The organism is Streptomyces sp. NPDC054834, from assembly GCF_053611185.1.
Genome location: NZ_JBSGZV010000063.1, coordinates 22,604 through 40,556, shown reverse-complemented (window position 1 = coordinate 40,556; position 17,953 = coordinate 22,604). Strand labels below are relative to the sequence as shown.

The window sequence follows — 17,953 nt, the reverse complement described above, 5'->3', positions numbered from 1 at the left end:
GGGCGTCCCAGGACGCCCGGCCGTGCTGCTTACCCGTGTCTACCCGTTGCCGTGTCTCAGCCGTGCTTGGCGCGGCTGGCGGCGCGGGCGCGCTCGCGGGCGTCCAGGTTCACCTTGCGGATGCGGACCGCCTCCGGGGTCACCTCGACGCACTCGTCGTCGCGGCAGAACTCCAGGGACTGCTCGAGCGACAGCTTGCGCGGCGGCACGATCGACTCGGCCACGTCGGCCGTCGAGGACCGCATGTTGGTGAGCTTCTTCTCCTTGGTGATGTTGACGTCCATGTCGTCGGAGCGGGAGTTCTCGCCGACGATCATGCCCTCGTACACCTCGGTGCCCGGCTCCACGAACAGCACGCCGCGCTCCTGGAGGTTCGTCATCGCGAACGCGGTGACGGCACCGGAGCGGTCGGCGACCAGCGAGCCGTTGTTACGGGTCTGCAGGTTGCCGAACCAGGGCTCGAAGCCCTCGTGGATGGAGTGCCCGATACCCGTGCCGCGGGTCTGGGTCAGGAACTCGGTCCGGAAGCCGATCAGACCGCGCGAGGGCACGACGAACTCCATGCGGACCCAGCCGGAGCCGTGGTTGGACATGTTGTCCATCCGGCCCTTGCGGACGCCCATGAGCTGCGTGACCGCGCCCATGTGCTCCTCGGGAACGTCGATCGTCATCCGCTCGACGGGCTCGTAGACCTTGCCGTCGACGTCCTTGGTGACGACCTGCGGCTTGCCGACGGTGAGCTCGTAGCCCTCCCGGCGCATGGTCTCGACCAGGATGGCGAGCGCCAGCTCACCGCGGCCCTGGACCTCCCAGGCGTCCGGACGCTCGGTCTCCAGCACGCGCAGGCTGACGTTACCGATCAGCTCGCGGTCGAGGCGGTCCTTGACCTGGCGGGCGGTGACCTTGCGGTCCTTGACGGCCGCCTTCGCGTCGGCGCCCTTGCCGGTGCCGCCGCGGCCGACCAGCGGGGAGGTGTTGGTGCCGATGGTCATGGAGATCGCGGGCTCGTCGACCGTGATCAGCGGCAGCGGGATCGGGTTCTCGGTGTCCGCGAGGGTCTCGCCGATCATGATGTCCGGGATACCGGCGACGGCGCAGATGTCACCCGGGCCGGCCTTCTCGGCGGGCTTGCGGGTGAGCGCCTCGGTCATCATCAGCTCGGAGATGCGGACGTTGCCGATGCTGCCGTCCCGCTTGATCCACGCGACGGTCTGGCCCTTGCGCAGCTCGCCCTGCTCGACGCGCAGCAGCGCGATACGGCCGAGGAAGTTGTCGGCGTCCAGGTTGGTGACGTGGGCCTGGAGCGGGGCCTCCTCGTCGTAGGTCGGGGCCGGGATGTGCTCCAGGATCGTGGAGAAGAACGGCTCCAGGCTGTCGCTGTCGGCCGGGACCGTGCCGTTCTCCGGCTTGGTCAGCGACGCGATGCCGTCACGGCCGCAGGCGTAGACGATCGGGAACTCGATCTGCTCCTCGTCCGCGTCCAGGTCGAGGAAGAGGTCGTAGGTCTCGTTGACGACCTCGTCGATACGGGAGTCCGGGCGGTCCGTCTTGTTGATGCACAGGATGACGGGCAGGCGCTGCTGGAGGGCCTTGCGCAGCACGAAGCGGGTCTGCGGCAGCGGGCCCTCGGAGGCGTCGACGAGCAGGACGACACCGTCGACCATCGACAGACCGCGCTCGACCTCGCCGCCGAAGTCGGCGTGGCCGGGGGTGTCGATGATGTTGATGGTGATCGGGTCCCCGCCGTCCTTGGGGTGATACTTCACCGCCGTGTTCTTGGCGAGGATCGTGATGCCCTTCTCACGCTCCAGGTCGTTCGAGTCCATCATGCGGTCGTCGACGCCCTCGAGCTGGTGGGCGGCGAAGGCGCCGGCCTGCTTCAGCATGCCGTCGACGATGGTGGTCTTGCCGTGGTCGACGTGGGCGACGATGGCGACGTTGCGGATGTCGTGGCGCGTGGCCATAAGTTGCCGTACTCCCGGAGTGTGAGGATTGCCCTGCGCTTACGTCTGTGTCGCGCGGGTCCTGCCGGGCTGGACACGCCACGGCCTCACCCCATGGTACGCGGCCGCTGCCGCTGGGGCTTGCCGGGATACGTCGGTGCACTCCAGGGCTGCTTTTCGGCACCCTGCGCCGGTGCTGGGGCGAGGGAGGCGCAGCTCGGCGCCAGGAGGTGCCGCTGCGCCCACCCGTGCCGCCCCAGCGGCACGATCGCCCGCAGCTGCGGTGGCTGCGGCGGTCGTGGTTACGAGGACGGGGTCGGCGATGCCTTCGGGCCGGAGGTCTTCGCGCCCTTCTTCAGGAAGCCCATGTCCTCGTAGACCGGGGTCTGGAAGCCGAAGGCTCCGGTGTTCGCCAGGGTGGTGCGGGCGCCGACCAGCTGGGGGCGCTGGTAGAGCGGGATCGAGCCGGCGGCGGCCCAGATGCGGGAGTCCGCCTTGCGGATCAGGTCCCGGGACTCGTCCTCGTCCAGCGTGGTGGCGGCCTGGTCCAAGAGCTGGTCGATCTGGTCGGTGCCGACGCGGGTGTAGTTCTGCTCGACGTTCAGGGAGCCGTCGGCGGCCGGGACCGGCTTGGCGTAGATCGGGCGGGCGTCGGTGGCGGGGAAGGCGGAGGACGGCCAGGAGTACAGGGCGAGGTCGTACTGGCCGGCGGCGATGTGGTCCTTGAAGTAGCTCTCGTCCGGGACCTTGGTGATGTCGGTGCGGATGCCGACCTTCTGGAGCATGTTCGTGATCCGGTCGGCGACCGCGCGCAAGGCCTCGGAGCCGGGGCCGGAGGGAAGCACGAAACGCAGGATGAGCGCCTTGCCGTCCTTGGCGAGCGCTCCGGTCGCGGCGCCCCCGGGGGCGGCGGTGCCCCGGGGGGCGTACGCGCCGGGGGCACCGCCCTCCTTGCCGGTGTGCTGCCTGCCGTCCTTCGCGAGGTGCTTGCCGCCCTCGTCGGTCTTCGTGTGGTCCTGGTGGTCCCTGGCGTCCTTGTTGTCCTCGCCGACGATGTACGCGCCGTCGTCGCCGCCCTCCGACTCATCCCCCTTCTTCCGCTCGGGGCCGGCCGCCTTCTCGGGCTTCTTCTGCTTCTTGACCGGCCCGCCGAGCACCCACCCGGCGTCCGCGAGCAGCGCCTGTGCCTCGGCGGTGTCCTGGCCGCCCAGGGCGCCGCTGTTGTCGGCGTAGTCGGCCTGCCCGGACAGGGCGAGGTGGCTGCCGACCGGGACGGCGGGCAGGCCGAGGGGGGTGAGGACGACCTTGGCGAGCTCCGTCCGGTCCAGGGCGTGGGCGACGGCGCGGCGGACGCGCTCGTCGGCGAGGGGACCCTCGGAGCCGTTGAGGGCGAGCTGGGTGTAGGCGGGCTCGAGGGACTTGCGGACCTGGAAGCCGCGCAGCTGCTGCTGCCGGTGCAGATAGGTGGTGAGGGACTCGCGCAGCTTCTTGGCGGCGGTGCGCCCGGCCCCCTGGAGGGGCGTGCCGGTGCCCTTCTCGCGGGTGGCGAGGTTGATGCGCTGGGCCTCACCGGTGTCGACGTCGGCGAGGTCCACCGTGCCGTCGGCGAGCGCGGCGGCCCGCTTGTCGCGGGGCACGGCGTGCAGCACGATCTCGGACAGCTTGGCGGGGTGGCCCCACCAGCGGGGGTTGCGGGAGAGGACGACGTCCTTCTGCGCGGTGTCGACCTTCTTGACCTTGAAGGGGCCGGCGGTGACGTCGAGCTTGCGGCGGGCGCCGTCGTTGAAGGCGTCGGGGGTGCCCATGACGTCCTTCGGGTACAGCGGGGAGAACAGCGACCGCCAGTCGGCGTAGGGGCGGCTGAAGGTGACCCGGACCTCGAGGTCGTTGGCGCCGCGTTCGATCTTGGCGATGCGGTCGTAGCCGGCGTTGCGGGCGGTCCAGTAGGCGGTGTCCTTGCCGGACAGGGCGCGCCACTGGGCGGCGAAGTCGGGGGCGCCGATCTCCCGGCCGTCGCTCCACACGGCCTGCTGGTTCAGCCGGTACAGGACGACCTGGCGGGGCTCGGTCTCGATGACCTTGGCTTCCTCCAGGTAGTCGGGGTTGCGCACCGGGCGGCCGGCGGCGTCGAGGCGGAACATCGACGGCAGGACGGCCTGGGCGACCCGCGTGGTGGCGGAGTCGGCGTCGGCCTGGAAGGTGTTCAGCGTCTCCGGTACGTCGTCCACGGCCCAGCGGAGGGTACCGCCGTCGGCGATCCGGTCGCGGGCGGCGGTGGCGATGTCCTGCCCGGCCAGCGGGGCGCTCGTGTCGTCGTCGGATCCGCAGCCGCCGAGAAGGGGCATCGCGAGCGCGCCGGCGGTGAGGAAGGCGACCGAGCGCATGACCGCGCGCAGTCCGACGCCGTCGTGGGACATCTCTGCTACCTCCGGGGAGCCGCGGGCGTTATGATCACTTTTGGCGGTATATGGAGCTGATCAGATCTATCTCACCCACTGAAGGGGAAAGGATCCGGCAACAGAGCGCGACACGGCGGCGACGGACGGCAAACCCACCCGTGCGGCGCAACACACCAGGAGATGCACCCGTACGCCCCCGGCCAATCGATGCACATCTCTTCACAGAGTCAGGTGTGGCGCGCAACACTCGCAGGCGCATGAACGTTGCCGCCCAGGGCCCGAGGGCCCGTGGAAGTGAGGGCAAGTCATGTCCGTGCACGATGAACTGACATCAGTCCAGCACTGTCTCGACGACCTCTACCGGTCGCTGGGACGTCTGGAGAAGCAACTCGGCAGCGGCGGTCTGGAGATGCGCCGGGTCCGGACGGACGCCGGCCATCTGCGCGAGAGCGTGGCGCTGCTGCGGGACGCGGCCGCCGCCCCGGCCACCGCCAAACGGCCCGACCTCGTCACCATCTCCGACGCCCCCTACGACATGAGCCTGTGGACGGACTCGGACGACGAGGGTCTCGGCGCCCGCGACCGGCACGCCCCCTGACCCCTGACCCGACCGGAGTCCTGCCTTGGCCACTGGTACGGAACCCAGACCTGACAGCGGCGGTGTACGCAACCGTACGCGCGCCGCGATCGCCGCGCCGCACCTGCGGACCGACCGCTGGTGGCTGGCCCCTGCCGTCACCGCGGCCGGTCTGTTCGCGTTCGTCGTCTACTCGACCTGGCGGGCCTTCGCCAACGCGGACTACTACGCGGCGCCGTACGTCTCGCCCTTCTACTCGCCCTGTCTGGCGGAGAACTGCCGGACGATGCACGCGGGCCCGAACGCCGATCTCTTCGGCAGCTGGTGGGCGATCTCCCCCGCGATCATCATCCTGATCTTCCCGCTCGGCTTCCGGCTGACCTGCTACTACTACCGCAAGGCGTACTACCGCAGCTTCTGGGCGTCCCCGCCGGCCTGCGCGGTCGCCGAGCCGCACCGCGGGTACACCGGCGAGACCCGCTTCCCGCTGATCCTCCAGAACGTCCACCGGTACTTCTTCTACGCCGCCCTGCTGGTCGCCGGTGTGCTCACCTACGACACCGTGCTGTCCTTCCGCGACGAGCACTACCGCTGGGGCCACATGGGCCTCGGCACCCTGGTGTTCCTGGCCAACATCGTGCTGATCTGGGCGTACACGATCTCCTGCCACTCCTGCCGGCACATCGTCGGCGGCAAGCTCAAGCACTTCTCCAAACACCCCGTGCGCTACCGGATGTGGCAGTTCACGGGGCGGCTGAACGCCCGCCACATGCAGCTGGCCTGGGCGTCCCTGGTGAGCGTGGCGCTCGCCGACTTCTATGTGTACCTGGTCGCGTCCGGCGTCTTCGACGATCCGCGCTTCTTCTAGATGAGTGGGGCTTTGTGATGTCCGTGGTCGACCGTCAGCAGTGGGACGTCGTCGTGGTCGGCGCGGGCGGCGCCGGGCTGCGGGCCGCCATCGAGGCGCGTGAGCGGGGGGCCCGTACGGCGGTGATCTGCAAGTCACTGTTCGGCAAGGCGCACACGGTGATGGCCGAGGGCGGCATCGCGGCGGCGATGGCCAATGTCAACGAGCACGACAACTGGCAGGTCCACTTCCGGGACACCATGCGCGGCGGCAAGTTCCTCAACCAGTGGCGGATGGCCGAGCTGCACGCCCAGGAGGCCCCGGACCGGGTGTGGGAGCTGGAGACCTGGGGCGCGCTGTTCGACCGGACCAAGGACGGCCGGATCTCGCAGCGCAACTTCGGCGGCCACGAGTACCCGCGCCTCGCACACGTCGGCGACCGTACGGGCCTGGAGCTGATCCGCACGCTCCAGCAGAAGATCGTCGCACTCCAGCAGGAGGACCGCCGGGAGACCGGGGACTACGAGTCCCGGCTGAAGGTGTTCCAGGAGTGCACGGTCACCCGGGTCCTGAAGCAGGGGGAGCTGGTCTCCGGGGTCTTCGGCTACGAGCGGGAGTCCGGGCGTTTCTTCGTCCTGGAGGCGCCCGCCGTGGTGATCGCCACCGGCGGCATCGGCAAGTCCTTCAAGGTGACGTCGAACTCGTGGGAGTACACCGGCGACGGCCACGCCCTGGCGCTGCTCGCCGGGGCGCCGCTGCTGAACATGGAGTTCGTGCAGTTCCACCCGACGGGCATGGTCTGGCCGCCGTCGGTCAAGGGCATCCTGGTCACCGAGTCCGTGCGGGGCGACGGCGGGGTGCTCAGGAACTCCGAGGGCAAGCGGTTCATGTTCGACTACGTCCCGGACGTCTTCAAGGAGAAGTACGCCGAGTCGGAGGACGAGGGCGACCGCTGGTACGAGGACCCCGACAACAACCGGCGCCCCCCGGAGCTGCTCCCCCGGGACGAGGTCGCCCGGGCGATCAACTCCGAGGTGAAGGCGGGCCGCGGCTCCCCGCACGGCGGGGTCTTCCTGGACGTGTCGACGCGGATGCCGGCGGAGGTCATCAAGCGCCGGCTGCCGTCGATGTACCACCAGTTCAAGGAGCTGGCCGACGTCGACATCACGGCCGAGGCGATGGAGGTCGGGCCGACCTGCCACTACGTGATGGGCGGCATCGCGGTCGACTCCGACACGGCGGCGGCGCGCGGGGTGCCGGGTCTGTTCGCGGCCGGTGAGGTCGCGGGCGGCATGCACGGCTCCAACCGGCTCGGCGGCAACTCGCTCTCCGACCTGCTGGTGTTCGGGCGCCGGGCGGGCTGGCACGCGGCCGAGTACGCGGCGGGCCTCGCGACGGCCCGGCCGCCGGTGGACGACACCCAGGTGGACGCGGCGGCGGCGGAGGCGCTGCGGCCGTTCTCCGCCGAGGCGGAGGCCGGGGAACCGGCCGGCGGGCCGCCGGAGAACCCGTACGCCCTCCACCAGGAACTCCAGCAGACCATGAACGACCTGGTCGGCATCATCCGCCGCGAGGCCGAGATGGAGCAGGCGCTGAAGAAGCTCGGGGAGCTGCGGGTACGGGCGCGGCGGGCCGGGGTCGAGGGGCACCGGCAGTTCAACCCCGGCTGGCACCTCGCCCTGGACCTTCGGAACATGCTGCTGGTCAGCGAGTGCGTGGCCCGGGCGGCGCTGGAGCGCACGGAGTCGCGCGGCGGGCACACCCGCGAGGACCATCCGTCGATGGACCGCGCCTGGCGCCGGCTCAACCTGCTGTGCCGGCTCACCGATCCCACGGGCGGACTGGCGGCGACGGACCCGGTCCGCGGCCAGATCACGCTCGCCCAGGAGACCACCGATCCCATCCGTTCCGACCTGCTCGCCCTCTTCGAGAAGGAGGAGCTGGTCAAGTACCTCGCCGAAGAGGAGCTGTACGAGTGAGCAGCTACGAGGCCCGCTTCAAGGTGTGGCGGGGTGATGTCGGGGGCGGCGGCCTGGAGGACTTCAAGGTCGAGGTCAACGACGGCGAGGTGGTGCTCGACATCATCCACCGTCTCCAGGCCACCCAGGCGCCGGACCTGGCGGTGCGCTGGAACTGCAAGGCGGGCAAGTGCGGTTCGTGCTCCGCGGAGATCAACGGGCGGCCCCGGCTGATGTGCATGACGCGCATGTCGGTGTTCGACCGCGAGGAGACGGTCACGGTGACCCCGCTGCGGGCCTTCCCGGTGATCCGGGACCTCGTCACGGATGTCGGCTTCAACTACCAGAAGGCCAGGGAGGTCCCCTCCTTCGTCCCGCCGGCCGGTCTCGCCCCGGGCGAGTACCGCATGATGCAGGAGGACGTGGACCGGTCGCAGGAGTTCCGCAAGTGCATCGAGTGCTTCCTGTGCCAGGACACCTGCCATGTCGTCCGCGACCACGAGGAGAACAAGACGGCGTTCGCCGGTCCTCGCTTCCTGATGCGGGTGGCGGAGCTGGACATGCATCCCCTGGACGCGGCGGCGGAGACCGGCCTGGACCGCAAGAGCACGGCCCAGGACGAGCACGGGCTCGGCTACTGCAACATCACCAAGTGCTGCACGGAGGTCTGCCCCGAGGGCATCAGGATCACGGACAACGCGCTGATCCCGCTGAAGGAACGCGCCGTCGACCGCAAGTACGACCCGCTGGTGTGGCTGGGGTCGAAGATCAGGAGGCGGACCTCGTAGCACCGCGGCCGGGACGCTGGGCCAGGGCCTGGAGTCCGAGGCCGGCCATGAACATGAGCCAGCCGATGACCGGCAGCGGGCTCAGCCCCGCATCGGCGAGGGGCCCCAGGAACATGAACAGGGCCATGCCGGCGGCGCCGAGCAGCGCCCCGTATCCCCACAACCGCGGGCGCAGGACCCGCCCGCGGGCCCAGGGCATCACCCAGTCCGTCGCGACGGCCGCGCCCCCGAGGGCCGCGAGCAGCAGCACGGACAGGACGGCCGCCACCACCAAGTACATGTGCATGACGGCCATCGTCCCACGAGGGCCGGCTCAGGTCTCCGCCCGCAGATAACCCGAGTGCGCCACCCGGCCGAGGAGCCGCAGCCGGGTGTTCGTGGTCATGTGCTTCTCGAAGGCCTCCTGGACGCCCGGCCACTTGGGGTGCCCGAAGTCGTCCAGGACGACGATGCCGCCGGGCGCGACGATCTCCTCGGCCCACTCCAGGTCCGCCGCGACACCGGCGGCGGAGTGGTCGCCGTCGACGATGATCACGCCGTAGGAGCGGTCGGAGAGCAGGGCGCGCACCCCGGCGTCCTCGGAGAAGCCCTGCTGGATCCGGGTGGCGGCACCGGCCGCGCCCGCCAGGGCCAGGTTGGTGCGCACCGCGGCTGCCCGCACGGGGGTGCCCGACGCGTCGTCCGCCATGGCGGCGCCGGGCTGCAACTGCGTTCCGGCGAGCGGGTCGACGATCGTCAGCCGCGGGTCACGGCCGGCGCGCTCCATCATCCGGATCAGGGCCGCGCCGAACATCCCGTACAGGGTGCCGATCTCCAGGATCTCGTCGTTCGGCGGTTCGAGCAGCGGTACGGCGGACAGCTTGCCGACGATGTTCATGGTGCCGCCGGCGATCCGGCCGACCCCCAGCGCCTCCATCGCGATGAGCAGCCGGAACGCCTGGGCGACGTTGCGCTCGGCGCCGTCCCTGTCCCCGGTGACCCGGGTGAGCTCCTCGATCGCGCGGTCGAGGTGCGCGGTGGACGGCAGCCGTGACACGCCGCGCCCGGTCGCGTCGAAGAACAGTTCCAGGGGCCGCTGGCGGTTCCGCAGCCTCTTGATCTCCTTCCGCAGGTCGTCCGAGGAGATGTCGTCGACGGCTCTGCGGACCTGGCGCTCGATGCGCTGGTCGATGAGTTCGGTCACCGGTCGCAGGGCGCGGCGGACGGCCTTACCGGTCAGTGCGGATCGCATCAGTTGAACCTTCACAGGGACGGGAGATGTGGACGCTAGGCGGCTCACAGCGCCCACACAACCAACGGACGCGCCCGTCGAGGAGAAGCACACATGACGACCCTGCGAAGAATCCTCGACCTCAGCCGACCCAGCCTTCCCGGTACGCCGCCCAGTCCTCGTCCGTCGCCGCGAAGTCCACGTACAGAGCGACCCCGAACCGGGCGCGGTCCGCGTCGGTGCGGGACAGGCCCAGGCGGACGCCCCGGACGGCGGCCGGGACGGTCTCGGCGAAGCCCCAGTGACCGAAGCGGTTCTCGTGGTAGAAGGGCAGGCCCATGAGGAGGTCGGTGGTGGGCGGGGTGACCTCCAGGGCCAGGGAGGTCTGCTGGGCGACGTAACCGCCGTACAGGCTCTGCGACGGCTGCATGGTGTCGTACGACATCACGGCGATCTGGTCGACGCGGCGGGCCACCTGGCCGAAGTACGCCTGGGACCACCACTTGGGGTGGTTGGTGAGGGTGCCCCACAGGGAGTGGAAGGCGGGCAGCGGGTCGATCTGGTGGGCGGCGACGGAGAGCAGGGCGTGGTGCTCGCGGGTGACGCGGCGCAGGTCGTCGAGTAGGCCGAGGTAGTCGCGGTTGCCGGAGTGGAGCGGCTCCATGTCGAAGTGGGCGCCCTGGAAACCGGCGGCGAGGATCTCGCGGGTGGAGCGGACGACGGCGGCGCGGGTCGCCGCGCGCTCCAGACGCAGGCCGTCCGGGGACTCGCTGGCCAGTACGTCGCCCAGCCAGGCCTGGACGCGGACGCCGGGCAGTTCCCGGTGGACGGCGGCTATCAGCCAACCCGCCCTTGGGTAGTCCGATGTGGGGAGGGTGCCGTCGTGTTCCAGGGGGCCGGAATGGACGTACAGATCGCGGACGCCGGTGCCGCGCAGGCGGCGGGCGAGGGTCTTGACGTCCTGCTCCTTCTTTCTGCCGTCCACCCAGGCGTGGCCGAGCCAGATGGCGTCCTTGCCCCTGGTGTACGTGCCGTCCGCGGGGTCGCCGGTGTAGTTGGCGCGGAGGGCGATCTCGGCGGTGAGGAGGGGGAGGAGGAGCAGGAGGGTCAGGATGAGGGCCGTGCGCTTGAGCCGGCGGCGCCGTGTTCTGGCCTCTGCTTCGCCTCCGGCCTTCTCGTTCCCACCCGCATCACCCGTGCTGCTTTCGTCGTCGGGCGCGGGTGGCCCCTGTGGGGGGTGCTCGGCGTCGGCGGCCGCGGGTTGCGGCTGCTCCTGTTTCGGTTCCTCGTCCATCCCCGTCCTCCCCGTCGTCCCCGTCCGCCGGCCGCCCGCCCCGGTCGCGAAGCCCGTTACCTGCCCATACGCTCCGAAATGTGACGTCAACCTTGATCCGGGGCCGGCCGCGGCACGCCACGTCGCGCATAGCCGTGCGGGTGGCGCACGCCGTGCTGGGCGGTGCGGTCGGGGTCGGGTGGCTGGTGTTGCCGGGGATGACGATCAACGCCCAAGATCCGGTTCCCGTGGCCCGCGCCGGGCCGGTCGCGGGTGCCGCCGTGGCGGAGCGGGACGAGACGTCCCCCGCCGATCTCGTGCTGCCGCTCGTGGCGCTGGGCGCGGTGGGGGTGCTGGCCGGGTACGGGTACGTACGGCGCACCCGGCGGGCCCGGAGCCGTACGACGCCCGGGGTGGTGTCCGTCCGGCCGCCGGCGCCGACGGTGGCCGACTTCGAGCGGCAGGCGCGGACCGCGCTGGTCGTCGCGGACGACAGTGTCCGCACCAGCCGCGAGGAACTCGGTTTCGCCGAGGCCCTGTTCGGGGCGGAGGCGGTGGAGCCGTTCGTGCGGGCGCTGCGGGCGGCGCAGACGGAGCTGGCCGCCGCGTTCGCCATACACCGGCGGTACGAGCGGGGCGTGCCGGAAGACGAGGTGGCCCGGCGGCAGGCGCTGGTGGGAGTGGTGGGGCGGTGCGCGGAGGCCGGGCGGCGGCTGGACGCCGAGGCGCCCGCGTTCGACGGGCTGCGGGCGCTGGAGCGGGGGGTGGATGCGGCCCTGGAGGTCGCGGAGGGGCGGTTCCGGGAGCTGGCGGGGCGGACGGGCGGGGTGGCCGCAACGCTGGACGAGCTGGGCGGGCGGTTCACCGCGTCGGCGGTGGAGCCGGCCACGGGGTACGTCGAACAGGCCAAGGACCGGCTGGTGTTCGCCACCGGTCACCTCAACGCGTGCCGTCAGGCGGCCGACAGGGATGACCGAGAGCGTGCCGCGCGCCATCTCCGGGCCGCCGAGGGGGCCATCGCCCAGGCCGGCGTCCTGGTCACCGGGGTGGAGCGGCTCGCGGCCGAGGTGCGGGAGGCGGCGGGGCTGGTGCCGGCGGCGTTGACCGGCGCGGAGGCGGAGATCGCGGCGGCGCGGCGGGCCGAGGCGACCGAGGTGCCCGCCGGGGAACTGCGGGCGCGGATCGCCCGGGCCGACGGCGTGCTGGCCGCCGTACGGGAGCGGCTGACCGGGGGGCCGTACGACCCCCTGGACGCCCTTCGGCACATCGCCCGGGCCGTCGAGCCGCTGGGAGTCGGCCGGGCCGGGGTGGTCACGGCAGGGGCGCTGCTCGTCGCCCGCAGTGCTGTCGGCGCCGCGGAGGACTTCATCGGCACGCATCGGGGGGCCGTGAGCGCCGAGCCCCGCACGCTGCTGGCGGAGGCCACCCGGCTCCTGTCCGGCGGCGCCCCCGGGCATGCCCAGGCCGACCGGCTCGCCCGCGACTCCCGCGACCTGGCCGAACGCGACGTCCGCGCACACGGAACCCCCTACCCCGACCAGACCCCCACCGGCCTCACCGGCGCCGTCCTCGGCGGCATCCTCCTCACCGACGAACCCGACGCCGGCCCCCCGGCAAGCTTCGGAGGCCCGGAAACACGAGGCCGCCGGACCCTGCCGGGGCCTTGAGCGGCGAGGGCTTTCGAGGCCGAGGCCGTTCAGGCCAGATGGCGCCCGGGCCTCAGCCCTGGGTCCAGCACACGGCGCCGTCCGCTCAGAACAGGCTCAGCAGTGCCTCCGCCGGGTCTGCCAGGCCGTTTTCGCCGTCGGGGAGGGGGAGTTCGAACCAGACCGTCTTGCCTCGGGGGGTTCGGCGGGAGCCCCAGGCGGCACTGAGGAGGCCGACGAGTTGCAGGCCGCGGCCGCCCTCGTCGGTGTCGCGGGCGCGGCGGCGCCGGGGCTGGACCAGGCCGGAGTCCCAGACCTCGCAGACCAGGGTGCGGTCCAGCAGCAGGCGGAGGCGTATTTCGCCCTCGCCGTAGCGCAGGGCGTTCGTCACCAGCTCGCTGACCAGCAGCTCCGTGGTGTCGACCAGGGGTTCGAGGTCCCAGCTGAGCAGCTGGCCGCGCGCGTACTCGCGGGCGCGGCCGACGCTGCGCGGCTCGCGCGGCAGCGTCCAGTCGCCGACGGACTCGGCCGGCAGTCCCTGGACACGGGCCATCAGCAGCGCGATGTCGTCCTCGCCGTGGTGGGTGTCGAGGGTGTTGAGGACGTGGTCGCAGACGTCCTCCAGCGGCTGGGTGGGGTCGGTCAGCGCGCCCACGAAGGCCTGAAGTCCCTCGTCCAGGGGATGGTCGCGGGATTCGACCAGTCCGTCCGTGTAGAGCGCCAGCAGCGCGCCCTCGGGGAGTTCGACCTCCACCTCCTCGAAGGGTTCGCCGCCCACGCCCAGCGGCATGCCCGGCGGCACGTCCAGCATCAGCGCGGTCTCGCCGGGTTCCACCAGCACCGGCGGCAGGTGGCCCGCGTTGGCGAAGGTGCACCGCCTGGTCACCGAGTCGTAGACGGCGTACACGCAGGTCGCGAGGTAGACCTCGGACAGGTCGGCGTCCCGGGGCTGGCGGGCCGTGCGGGTGGCCTGCTGGATACCTCCGGGCGTGCCGAGGCCGCGGGCGATCTCGTCCAACGCGGCCAGCACCTCGGCGGGTTCGAGATCGAGCAGGGCGAGGGTGCGGACCGCGGTGCGGAGTTCGCCCATCGCGACCGCCGCGCGCAGGCCCCGGCCCATCACGTCCCCGACCACCAGCGCGGTGCGATGGCCGGGCAGCTCGATGACGTCGAACCAGTCGCCGCCGACCTCCGTCGCCGCGTTGCCCGGCAGGTAACGGCAGGCGATGTCGAGGCCGGAGGCCTCCGGGTCGCCGGGCGGGAGCAGGGACCGTTGCAGTATCAACGCCCGTTCGTGCTCACGGCGGTAGAGGCGGGCGTTGTCGATACAGACCGCCGCGCGCGCCGCGAGTTCCACGGCCAGGTCCCGGTCGCGGTCGCCGAACGGCTCGCTGCCCTTCGTACGGGCGAACTGGGCGAGTCCGACGACCGTGTCGTGGGCGACCATCGGGACGGCCAGCGTGGACTGGACGAGCCCGCCGTCCTCGGCGGGGACGGACTGCGGGCGGGCGGTGCGCAGGGCGTCCGCGCAGGCCGAGTTGAAGGGGTAGTGGTGGACGGCGCCCACCGCGACGGGCGCCCCGCCGCCGACGAAGGGCGTGTCCGAGACGGCGCTGGCGAAGGCCACGCGGCGCAACTCCGCGCTGCCGTCGGCGAGTCCGGGCGCAGTCTCGTCGCCGGTCAGCAGGCCCTGGTAGAGGTCGACCGTGGCGAGGTCGCAGAAGCCGGGCACGACGACGTCGAGGAGTTCGCGGGCGGTGGTCTCGAGGTCGAGGGAGTTCCCTATACGGGCGCCCGCCTCGTTGAGGAGGGCGAGATTGCGCCGTGCGGCGGCGGCCTCGCGGGCGGCGGCACGGCGGGCGGTGATGTCGGTGCCGAGCCAGGCGACGCCGATCGGCCGGCCGCTTCCGCTGTGCACGCGGTAGAGGTTGATGGACCAGTGCCGGCGCTCGTCCGAGCCCGGTACGAAGCCGGTGACGTGCATGTCCGTGATGGAGTTGCCCGTCTCCAGGACCCGGCGCAGGGTGGCGGCGACCCGCTCGGCCTCGCCGCGCTGAAGGTAGTCGCGGACGCCGAGGCCCCGGTGGTCGTCGGGGGTGCCGCCGAAGGTGGCGGCGAACTGCTGGTTGGCGCGGCGGACCCGCAGGTCGGTGTCGATCAGCAGGAATCCGAAAGGAGATTGACCGAATATCGCCTGCGAGGCGGCGAGGTCGGTCTCGATGCTACGCAGGGTGCGCACGTCGACGACGATGCAGACGGCGGCCTTGTCGCCCTCCGCGGTGCGGGTGGGCATGACGTAGACCTCGGCGAGGCCCTCATGGCCGCGCTTCCCGTCCGCCGTGTCGGGCATCCGGAAGGGGACCACTCCGGTCCACTCCCGCCCATCGAGGATCTCGGCCATCTTCCGCTCGCCGCGCTCGCGCAGATCGGGGTCGATGAAGGCCTCTATGGGGTCCATGCCGACGGCGCGCTCGGCCGGGATTCCGAAGAGCTGCTCGGCGCGCAGGCTCCACTGGTCGACGAGTCCCTTGGCGCTGATGGAGAAGGACGCCACCTTGATGTAGTCGTAGATGGAGCCGGGCGGACTGCTCTGCCACATGGCGTCCACGGGCGGCCGCTCCTCTACGGCCTCCGTCCTCGCGCCGTCCGACGGGTCCTCGGACTCCGTGGCCTTCGCTGGTATCTCGCTCACGCGAACCGTCCCCTCCAGCTCACCGCGTCCGGCACCGGTCACCGGGGGCGGCTGCCCGCAGTATCCAGCACTACGGCGCCGCACAACACGGTGTTCACGATCACAGCACGTTCCCGGTGGTTTTCGGTCCGGGGCGTGACAACACTTCCAGTCTTCTAACCAGGCGACAGGTCGTCGAACCACACATGGCGACAACGGTCCGTGACAGGAACCGGTCACTGGACAGCTCGGCCGGGCGTGTACAAGTGAGGCGCCCTGCCGCGCTCACCCCGGAACGACCAGCTCGAACCAGACCGTTTTGCCGGCGCCTCCGGGCCTGGTGCCCCAGCGGCGCGAGGAACCGGCGACCAGTTGGAGACCGCGGCCGCCCTCCTCGTCGGGGCGCGGGGCGCGCTCGTGCGGCGGGTCGGGGAGCGGGTCGGAGACCTCGACCAGCAGGGTGTCGCCGAACTCGGCGGGGCGTACCAGGCGTACGCCGATGGGGCCGGTGGCGTGCCGCAGGGCGTTGGTCACCAGCTCACTGACCAGCAGGGTCGCGAGGTCGGCGAGGCTGTCGAGGCGCCAGCCGCACAGTTGGTCGCGGACCGCTCCGCGGGCGGAGCGCACGGCGCCCGGTTCCGCGGGGAAGGTCCACTCGGCGCAGTCGCCATCGGTGTCGATCACGCCGATCACTTCCCAGGCCAGCGAACCCACCCATGTCCGGTTTCATGGGGTTAATGGGTACATACCCGATATCCAGTGCCGAATATCGCCTCGAAGAGCGCACAGTGGCACGAACGGCGTACGGGGCTCAGCGCAGGCGCGTGGCCACTTCCCGCACCGCCGGGACGTCCTGGTCGAGCCAGGGCACGTCCCAGAGCCGGTCCGGCGCGAGCCAGCGCAGTTCGTCGTGGTCCTGGAGGGGCTTGGGCTCCGCGGAACCGGCGCGCGGGCGGGCGGTCCACACCTGTAGGACGTACGGGGGTCTCAGGGGCCACTCCCCCGGTACGCGCTCGACGAGCTCGGCCTCGACGCCGAGTTCCTCACGCAGCTCCCGCACCAGGGCACTCTCGGGCGACTCGCCGGGTTCCACCTTGCCACCGGGCAGCTCCCAGCGTCCGGCCAGCTCGGGCGGCGCGCTGCGCCGCGCGGCGAGCAGACGGCCGTCGTCGAGCAGGGCGGCTCCGACCACCACGATCCGTTCGGTCATGCGCCGGAGCCTACGTGAGCCCTACGTGAGCCCGGCGGGCATCACGCGCGTGAGCCGTTGCCGTTCTGGCCTATGCGTTCGACCCAGTAGATCTGTTTGTGGCCGCGGTCGTCGAGGCTGTCGGCTATCTTCTGGGCCTCGGCGCGGGTCGCGTACCGGCCCACGCGGTAGCGATTGCCGCTGTCGTCCTGCCGTATGACGAGCCACGACAGCGAGACCGTGCCGTTGGCGTCGTTCATCGCACCCCACCTCTTCTTCCGGCCCTCGCCCGTCCGTCTCCCGTCCCCGGCGCCCGCCGTGCCCCGCCCGCTGAGGAAACCGCAGTCCGCATATGCCCGAGCGTACGCCTAACCTTCACGCAGCGAATACGGCTTTTCACGAAGAGGTACGCAACCGGCCAGAACGCGGGGGGCGCACGATCACGAGTGCGCCGTCCGTGCGCAACGGTGCATCGGGTTGACGGGCCGCCGGGCACACCGGGGATCACCTGGGAAAACGACCGGATTCCAACGGCCCGCGCGCGGACGGCAGTCGGCCGGATGGACGGAGCAACTGGCCTGGGGGTGTGCGCTACTTCACTGGGAGGTGGTACGCGACCCGGTAGCGATCGGCGGGGATCACGACGTCGGCGGTCTCCACGGGGCGGCCGGAGGCGTAGTAGGTGCGCTGGACGACCACGACGACATGGCCGGGGACACCGCCCAGGGTGAGCAACTCCTCGGCCAGGCCGGGGCGGGCGCCGACCTCCTCGGTGACGTTGTCCACGATGACGTCGATGGCGCGCATCCGCTCGACGACGCCCATACCGCCGAGGGGGCCCTCCTCGGGCAGCATGACGGGGGTGCGGCCGGTGACCGCGAGGGGCTCCCAGGAGGTGGAGAGCATCATCGGCTCGCCGGCGTCCCTGAAGACGTACTTGGTGCACATCACCCGGTCGCCGGGGCGGACGCCGAGCCGCTCGGCGATGGCGCCGCTCGCCTGGGTCTGCTCGCTGCGGGACTCCCAGGTGCCGCGCGCGGCGGCGTCGGCCTGCTCCTGCCGGAAGGGTGTGGCGCCGGCGGGCGGGCGGAAACCGGAGCGGGCGATGCGCCGGGGCACGGGCCTCTCGCGCACATACGTCCCCGAGCCGGAGCGGCCCTCGACCAGCCCCTCGGCCATCAGCACCTTGCGCGCCTCCAGGGCGACCGTGTCGGAGACGCCGTACTCCTCGCGGATTCTGGCCTGGGAGGGGAGGCGGGCGTGGGGCGGCAGCGAACCGTCGGCGATCTTCTTGCGGAGATCACCCGCGACGCGCAGATACGCCGGCTGCTCACCGAAAGTCACAGGCCGCTCCCATCAGGTTGTACAGACAGCAACAGCCTGGCAACCGTGGGTTGTGCCACGCAAGCAAAGGCCAGAGAATCACTCGATGTGATGACATCTGCCCGGGGC

The 17,953-nt window shown here is 71.5% G+C and carries 15 protein-coding genes; 5 read left to right on the top strand and 10 right to left on the bottom strand.

Annotation, left to right across the window (positions count from 1 at the left end):
* Positions 1-56: 56 nt before the first annotated feature.
* Both typA and ACWGJM_RS44250 read right to left on the bottom strand, forming a co-directional pair.
* Positions 57-1,964: a translational GTPase TypA gene (gene typA / locus ACWGJM_RS44255; protein ID WP_453417442.1), complete on the bottom strand. Its 1,908-nt coding sequence runs from the start codon at positions 1,962-1,964 to the stop codon at positions 57-59.
* A 281-nt stretch (positions 1,965-2,245) separates the two neighbouring features.
* Positions 2,246-4,360 (bottom strand): ABC transporter family substrate-binding protein, encoded by a 2,115-nt coding sequence (locus tag ACWGJM_RS44250; RefSeq protein WP_453417441.1) that lies wholly within the window; start codon positions 4,358-4,360, stop codon positions 2,246-2,248.
* A gap of 289 nt (positions 4,361-4,649) precedes the next feature.
* On the opposite strand from ACWGJM_RS44250, the gene ACWGJM_RS44245 reads away from it, so the two are divergent.
* From ACWGJM_RS44245 to ACWGJM_RS44230, 4 genes are read left to right on the top strand one after another with little or no spacing between them, the layout of a single operon-like run.
* Complete coding sequence (locus ACWGJM_RS44245) at positions 4,650-4,940, top strand: hypothetical protein (protein ID WP_453417440.1); 291 nt, start codon at positions 4,650-4,652, stop codon at positions 4,938-4,940.
* 25 nt (positions 4,941-4,965) lie between these two features.
* Entirely contained in the window at positions 4,966-5,787 is an 822-nt protein-coding gene (locus ACWGJM_RS44240) for a hypothetical protein (protein ID WP_453417439.1), read from the top strand.
* 17 nt (positions 5,788-5,804) lie between these two features.
* Positions 5,805-7,745: a fumarate reductase/succinate dehydrogenase flavoprotein subunit gene (locus tag ACWGJM_RS44235; RefSeq protein WP_453417438.1), complete on the top strand. Its 1,941-nt coding sequence runs from the start codon at positions 5,805-5,807 to the stop codon at positions 7,743-7,745.
* Entirely contained in the window at positions 7,742-8,512 is a 771-nt protein-coding gene (locus ACWGJM_RS44230; protein ID WP_453417437.1) for a succinate dehydrogenase/fumarate reductase iron-sulfur subunit, read from the top strand. Before ACWGJM_RS44235 ends, ACWGJM_RS44230 begins: the two co-directional genes overlap by 4 nt.
* Here ACWGJM_RS44230 and ACWGJM_RS44225 read toward each other — a convergent pair.
* The 3 genes from ACWGJM_RS44225 to ACWGJM_RS44215 all read right to left on the bottom strand — a co-directional run bounded on the left by ACWGJM_RS44225 (position 8,493) and on the right by ACWGJM_RS44215 (position 11,016).
* The gene (locus ACWGJM_RS44225) at positions 8,493-8,798 is read right to left on the bottom strand and encodes a hypothetical protein (protein ID WP_453417436.1); all 306 of its coding nucleotides are present in this window, start codon (positions 8,796-8,798) and stop codon (positions 8,493-8,495) included. The genes ACWGJM_RS44230 and ACWGJM_RS44225 overlap by 20 nt on opposite strands.
* A 27-nt stretch (positions 8,799-8,825) precedes the next feature.
* Positions 8,826-9,743, bottom strand: coding sequence for a class I SAM-dependent methyltransferase (locus ACWGJM_RS44220; protein WP_453417435.1), 918 nt, complete (start codon positions 9,741-9,743; stop codon positions 8,826-8,828).
* Positions 9,744-9,864: 121 nt separating this feature from the next.
* Positions 9,865-11,016 (bottom strand): hypothetical protein, encoded by a 1,152-nt coding sequence (locus tag ACWGJM_RS44215; RefSeq protein ID WP_453417434.1) that lies wholly within the window; start codon positions 11,014-11,016, stop codon positions 9,865-9,867.
* An 80-nt stretch (positions 11,017-11,096) separates the two neighbouring features.
* Here ACWGJM_RS44215 and ACWGJM_RS44210 point away from each other — a divergent pair, with 80 nt between their 5' ends.
* The gene (locus tag ACWGJM_RS44210; protein WP_453417433.1) at positions 11,097-12,662 is read left to right on the top strand and encodes a hypothetical protein; all 1,566 of its coding nucleotides are present in this window, start codon (positions 11,097-11,099) and stop codon (positions 12,660-12,662) included.
* Between the two features lie 85 nt (positions 12,663-12,747).
* Here the strand turns inward: ACWGJM_RS44210 and ACWGJM_RS44205 are convergent, their stop codons facing one another.
* The 5 genes from ACWGJM_RS44205 to ACWGJM_RS44185 all read right to left on the bottom strand — a co-directional run bounded on the left by ACWGJM_RS44205 (position 12,748) and on the right by ACWGJM_RS44185 (position 17,845).
* Positions 12,748-15,333, bottom strand: coding sequence for a SpoIIE family protein phosphatase (locus tag ACWGJM_RS44205; protein ID WP_453417432.1), 2,586 nt, complete (start codon positions 15,331-15,333; stop codon positions 12,748-12,750).
* Between the two features lie 264 nt (positions 15,334-15,597).
* Positions 15,598-16,026 carry an ATP-binding protein gene (locus tag ACWGJM_RS44200; protein WP_453417431.1) on the bottom strand — a complete coding sequence of 143 codons (429 nt, stop codon included), beginning with the start codon at positions 16,024-16,026 and terminating at the stop codon, positions 15,598-15,600.
* A gap of 97 nt (positions 16,027-16,123) precedes the next feature.
* Positions 16,124-16,522: a (deoxy)nucleoside triphosphate pyrophosphohydrolase gene (locus tag ACWGJM_RS44195; protein WP_453417430.1), complete on the bottom strand. Its 399-nt coding sequence runs from the start codon at positions 16,520-16,522 to the stop codon at positions 16,124-16,126.
* 41 nt (positions 16,523-16,563) lie between these two features.
* Positions 16,564-16,761: an SPOR domain-containing protein gene (locus ACWGJM_RS44190; protein ID WP_453417429.1), complete on the bottom strand. Its 198-nt coding sequence runs from the start codon at positions 16,759-16,761 to the stop codon at positions 16,564-16,566.
* 331 nt (positions 16,762-17,092) lie between these two features.
* Positions 17,093-17,845 (bottom strand): GntR family transcriptional regulator, encoded by a 753-nt coding sequence (locus tag ACWGJM_RS44185; protein WP_453417428.1) that lies wholly within the window; start codon positions 17,843-17,845, stop codon positions 17,093-17,095.
* Between the last annotated feature and the right edge of the window lie 108 nt (positions 17,846-17,953).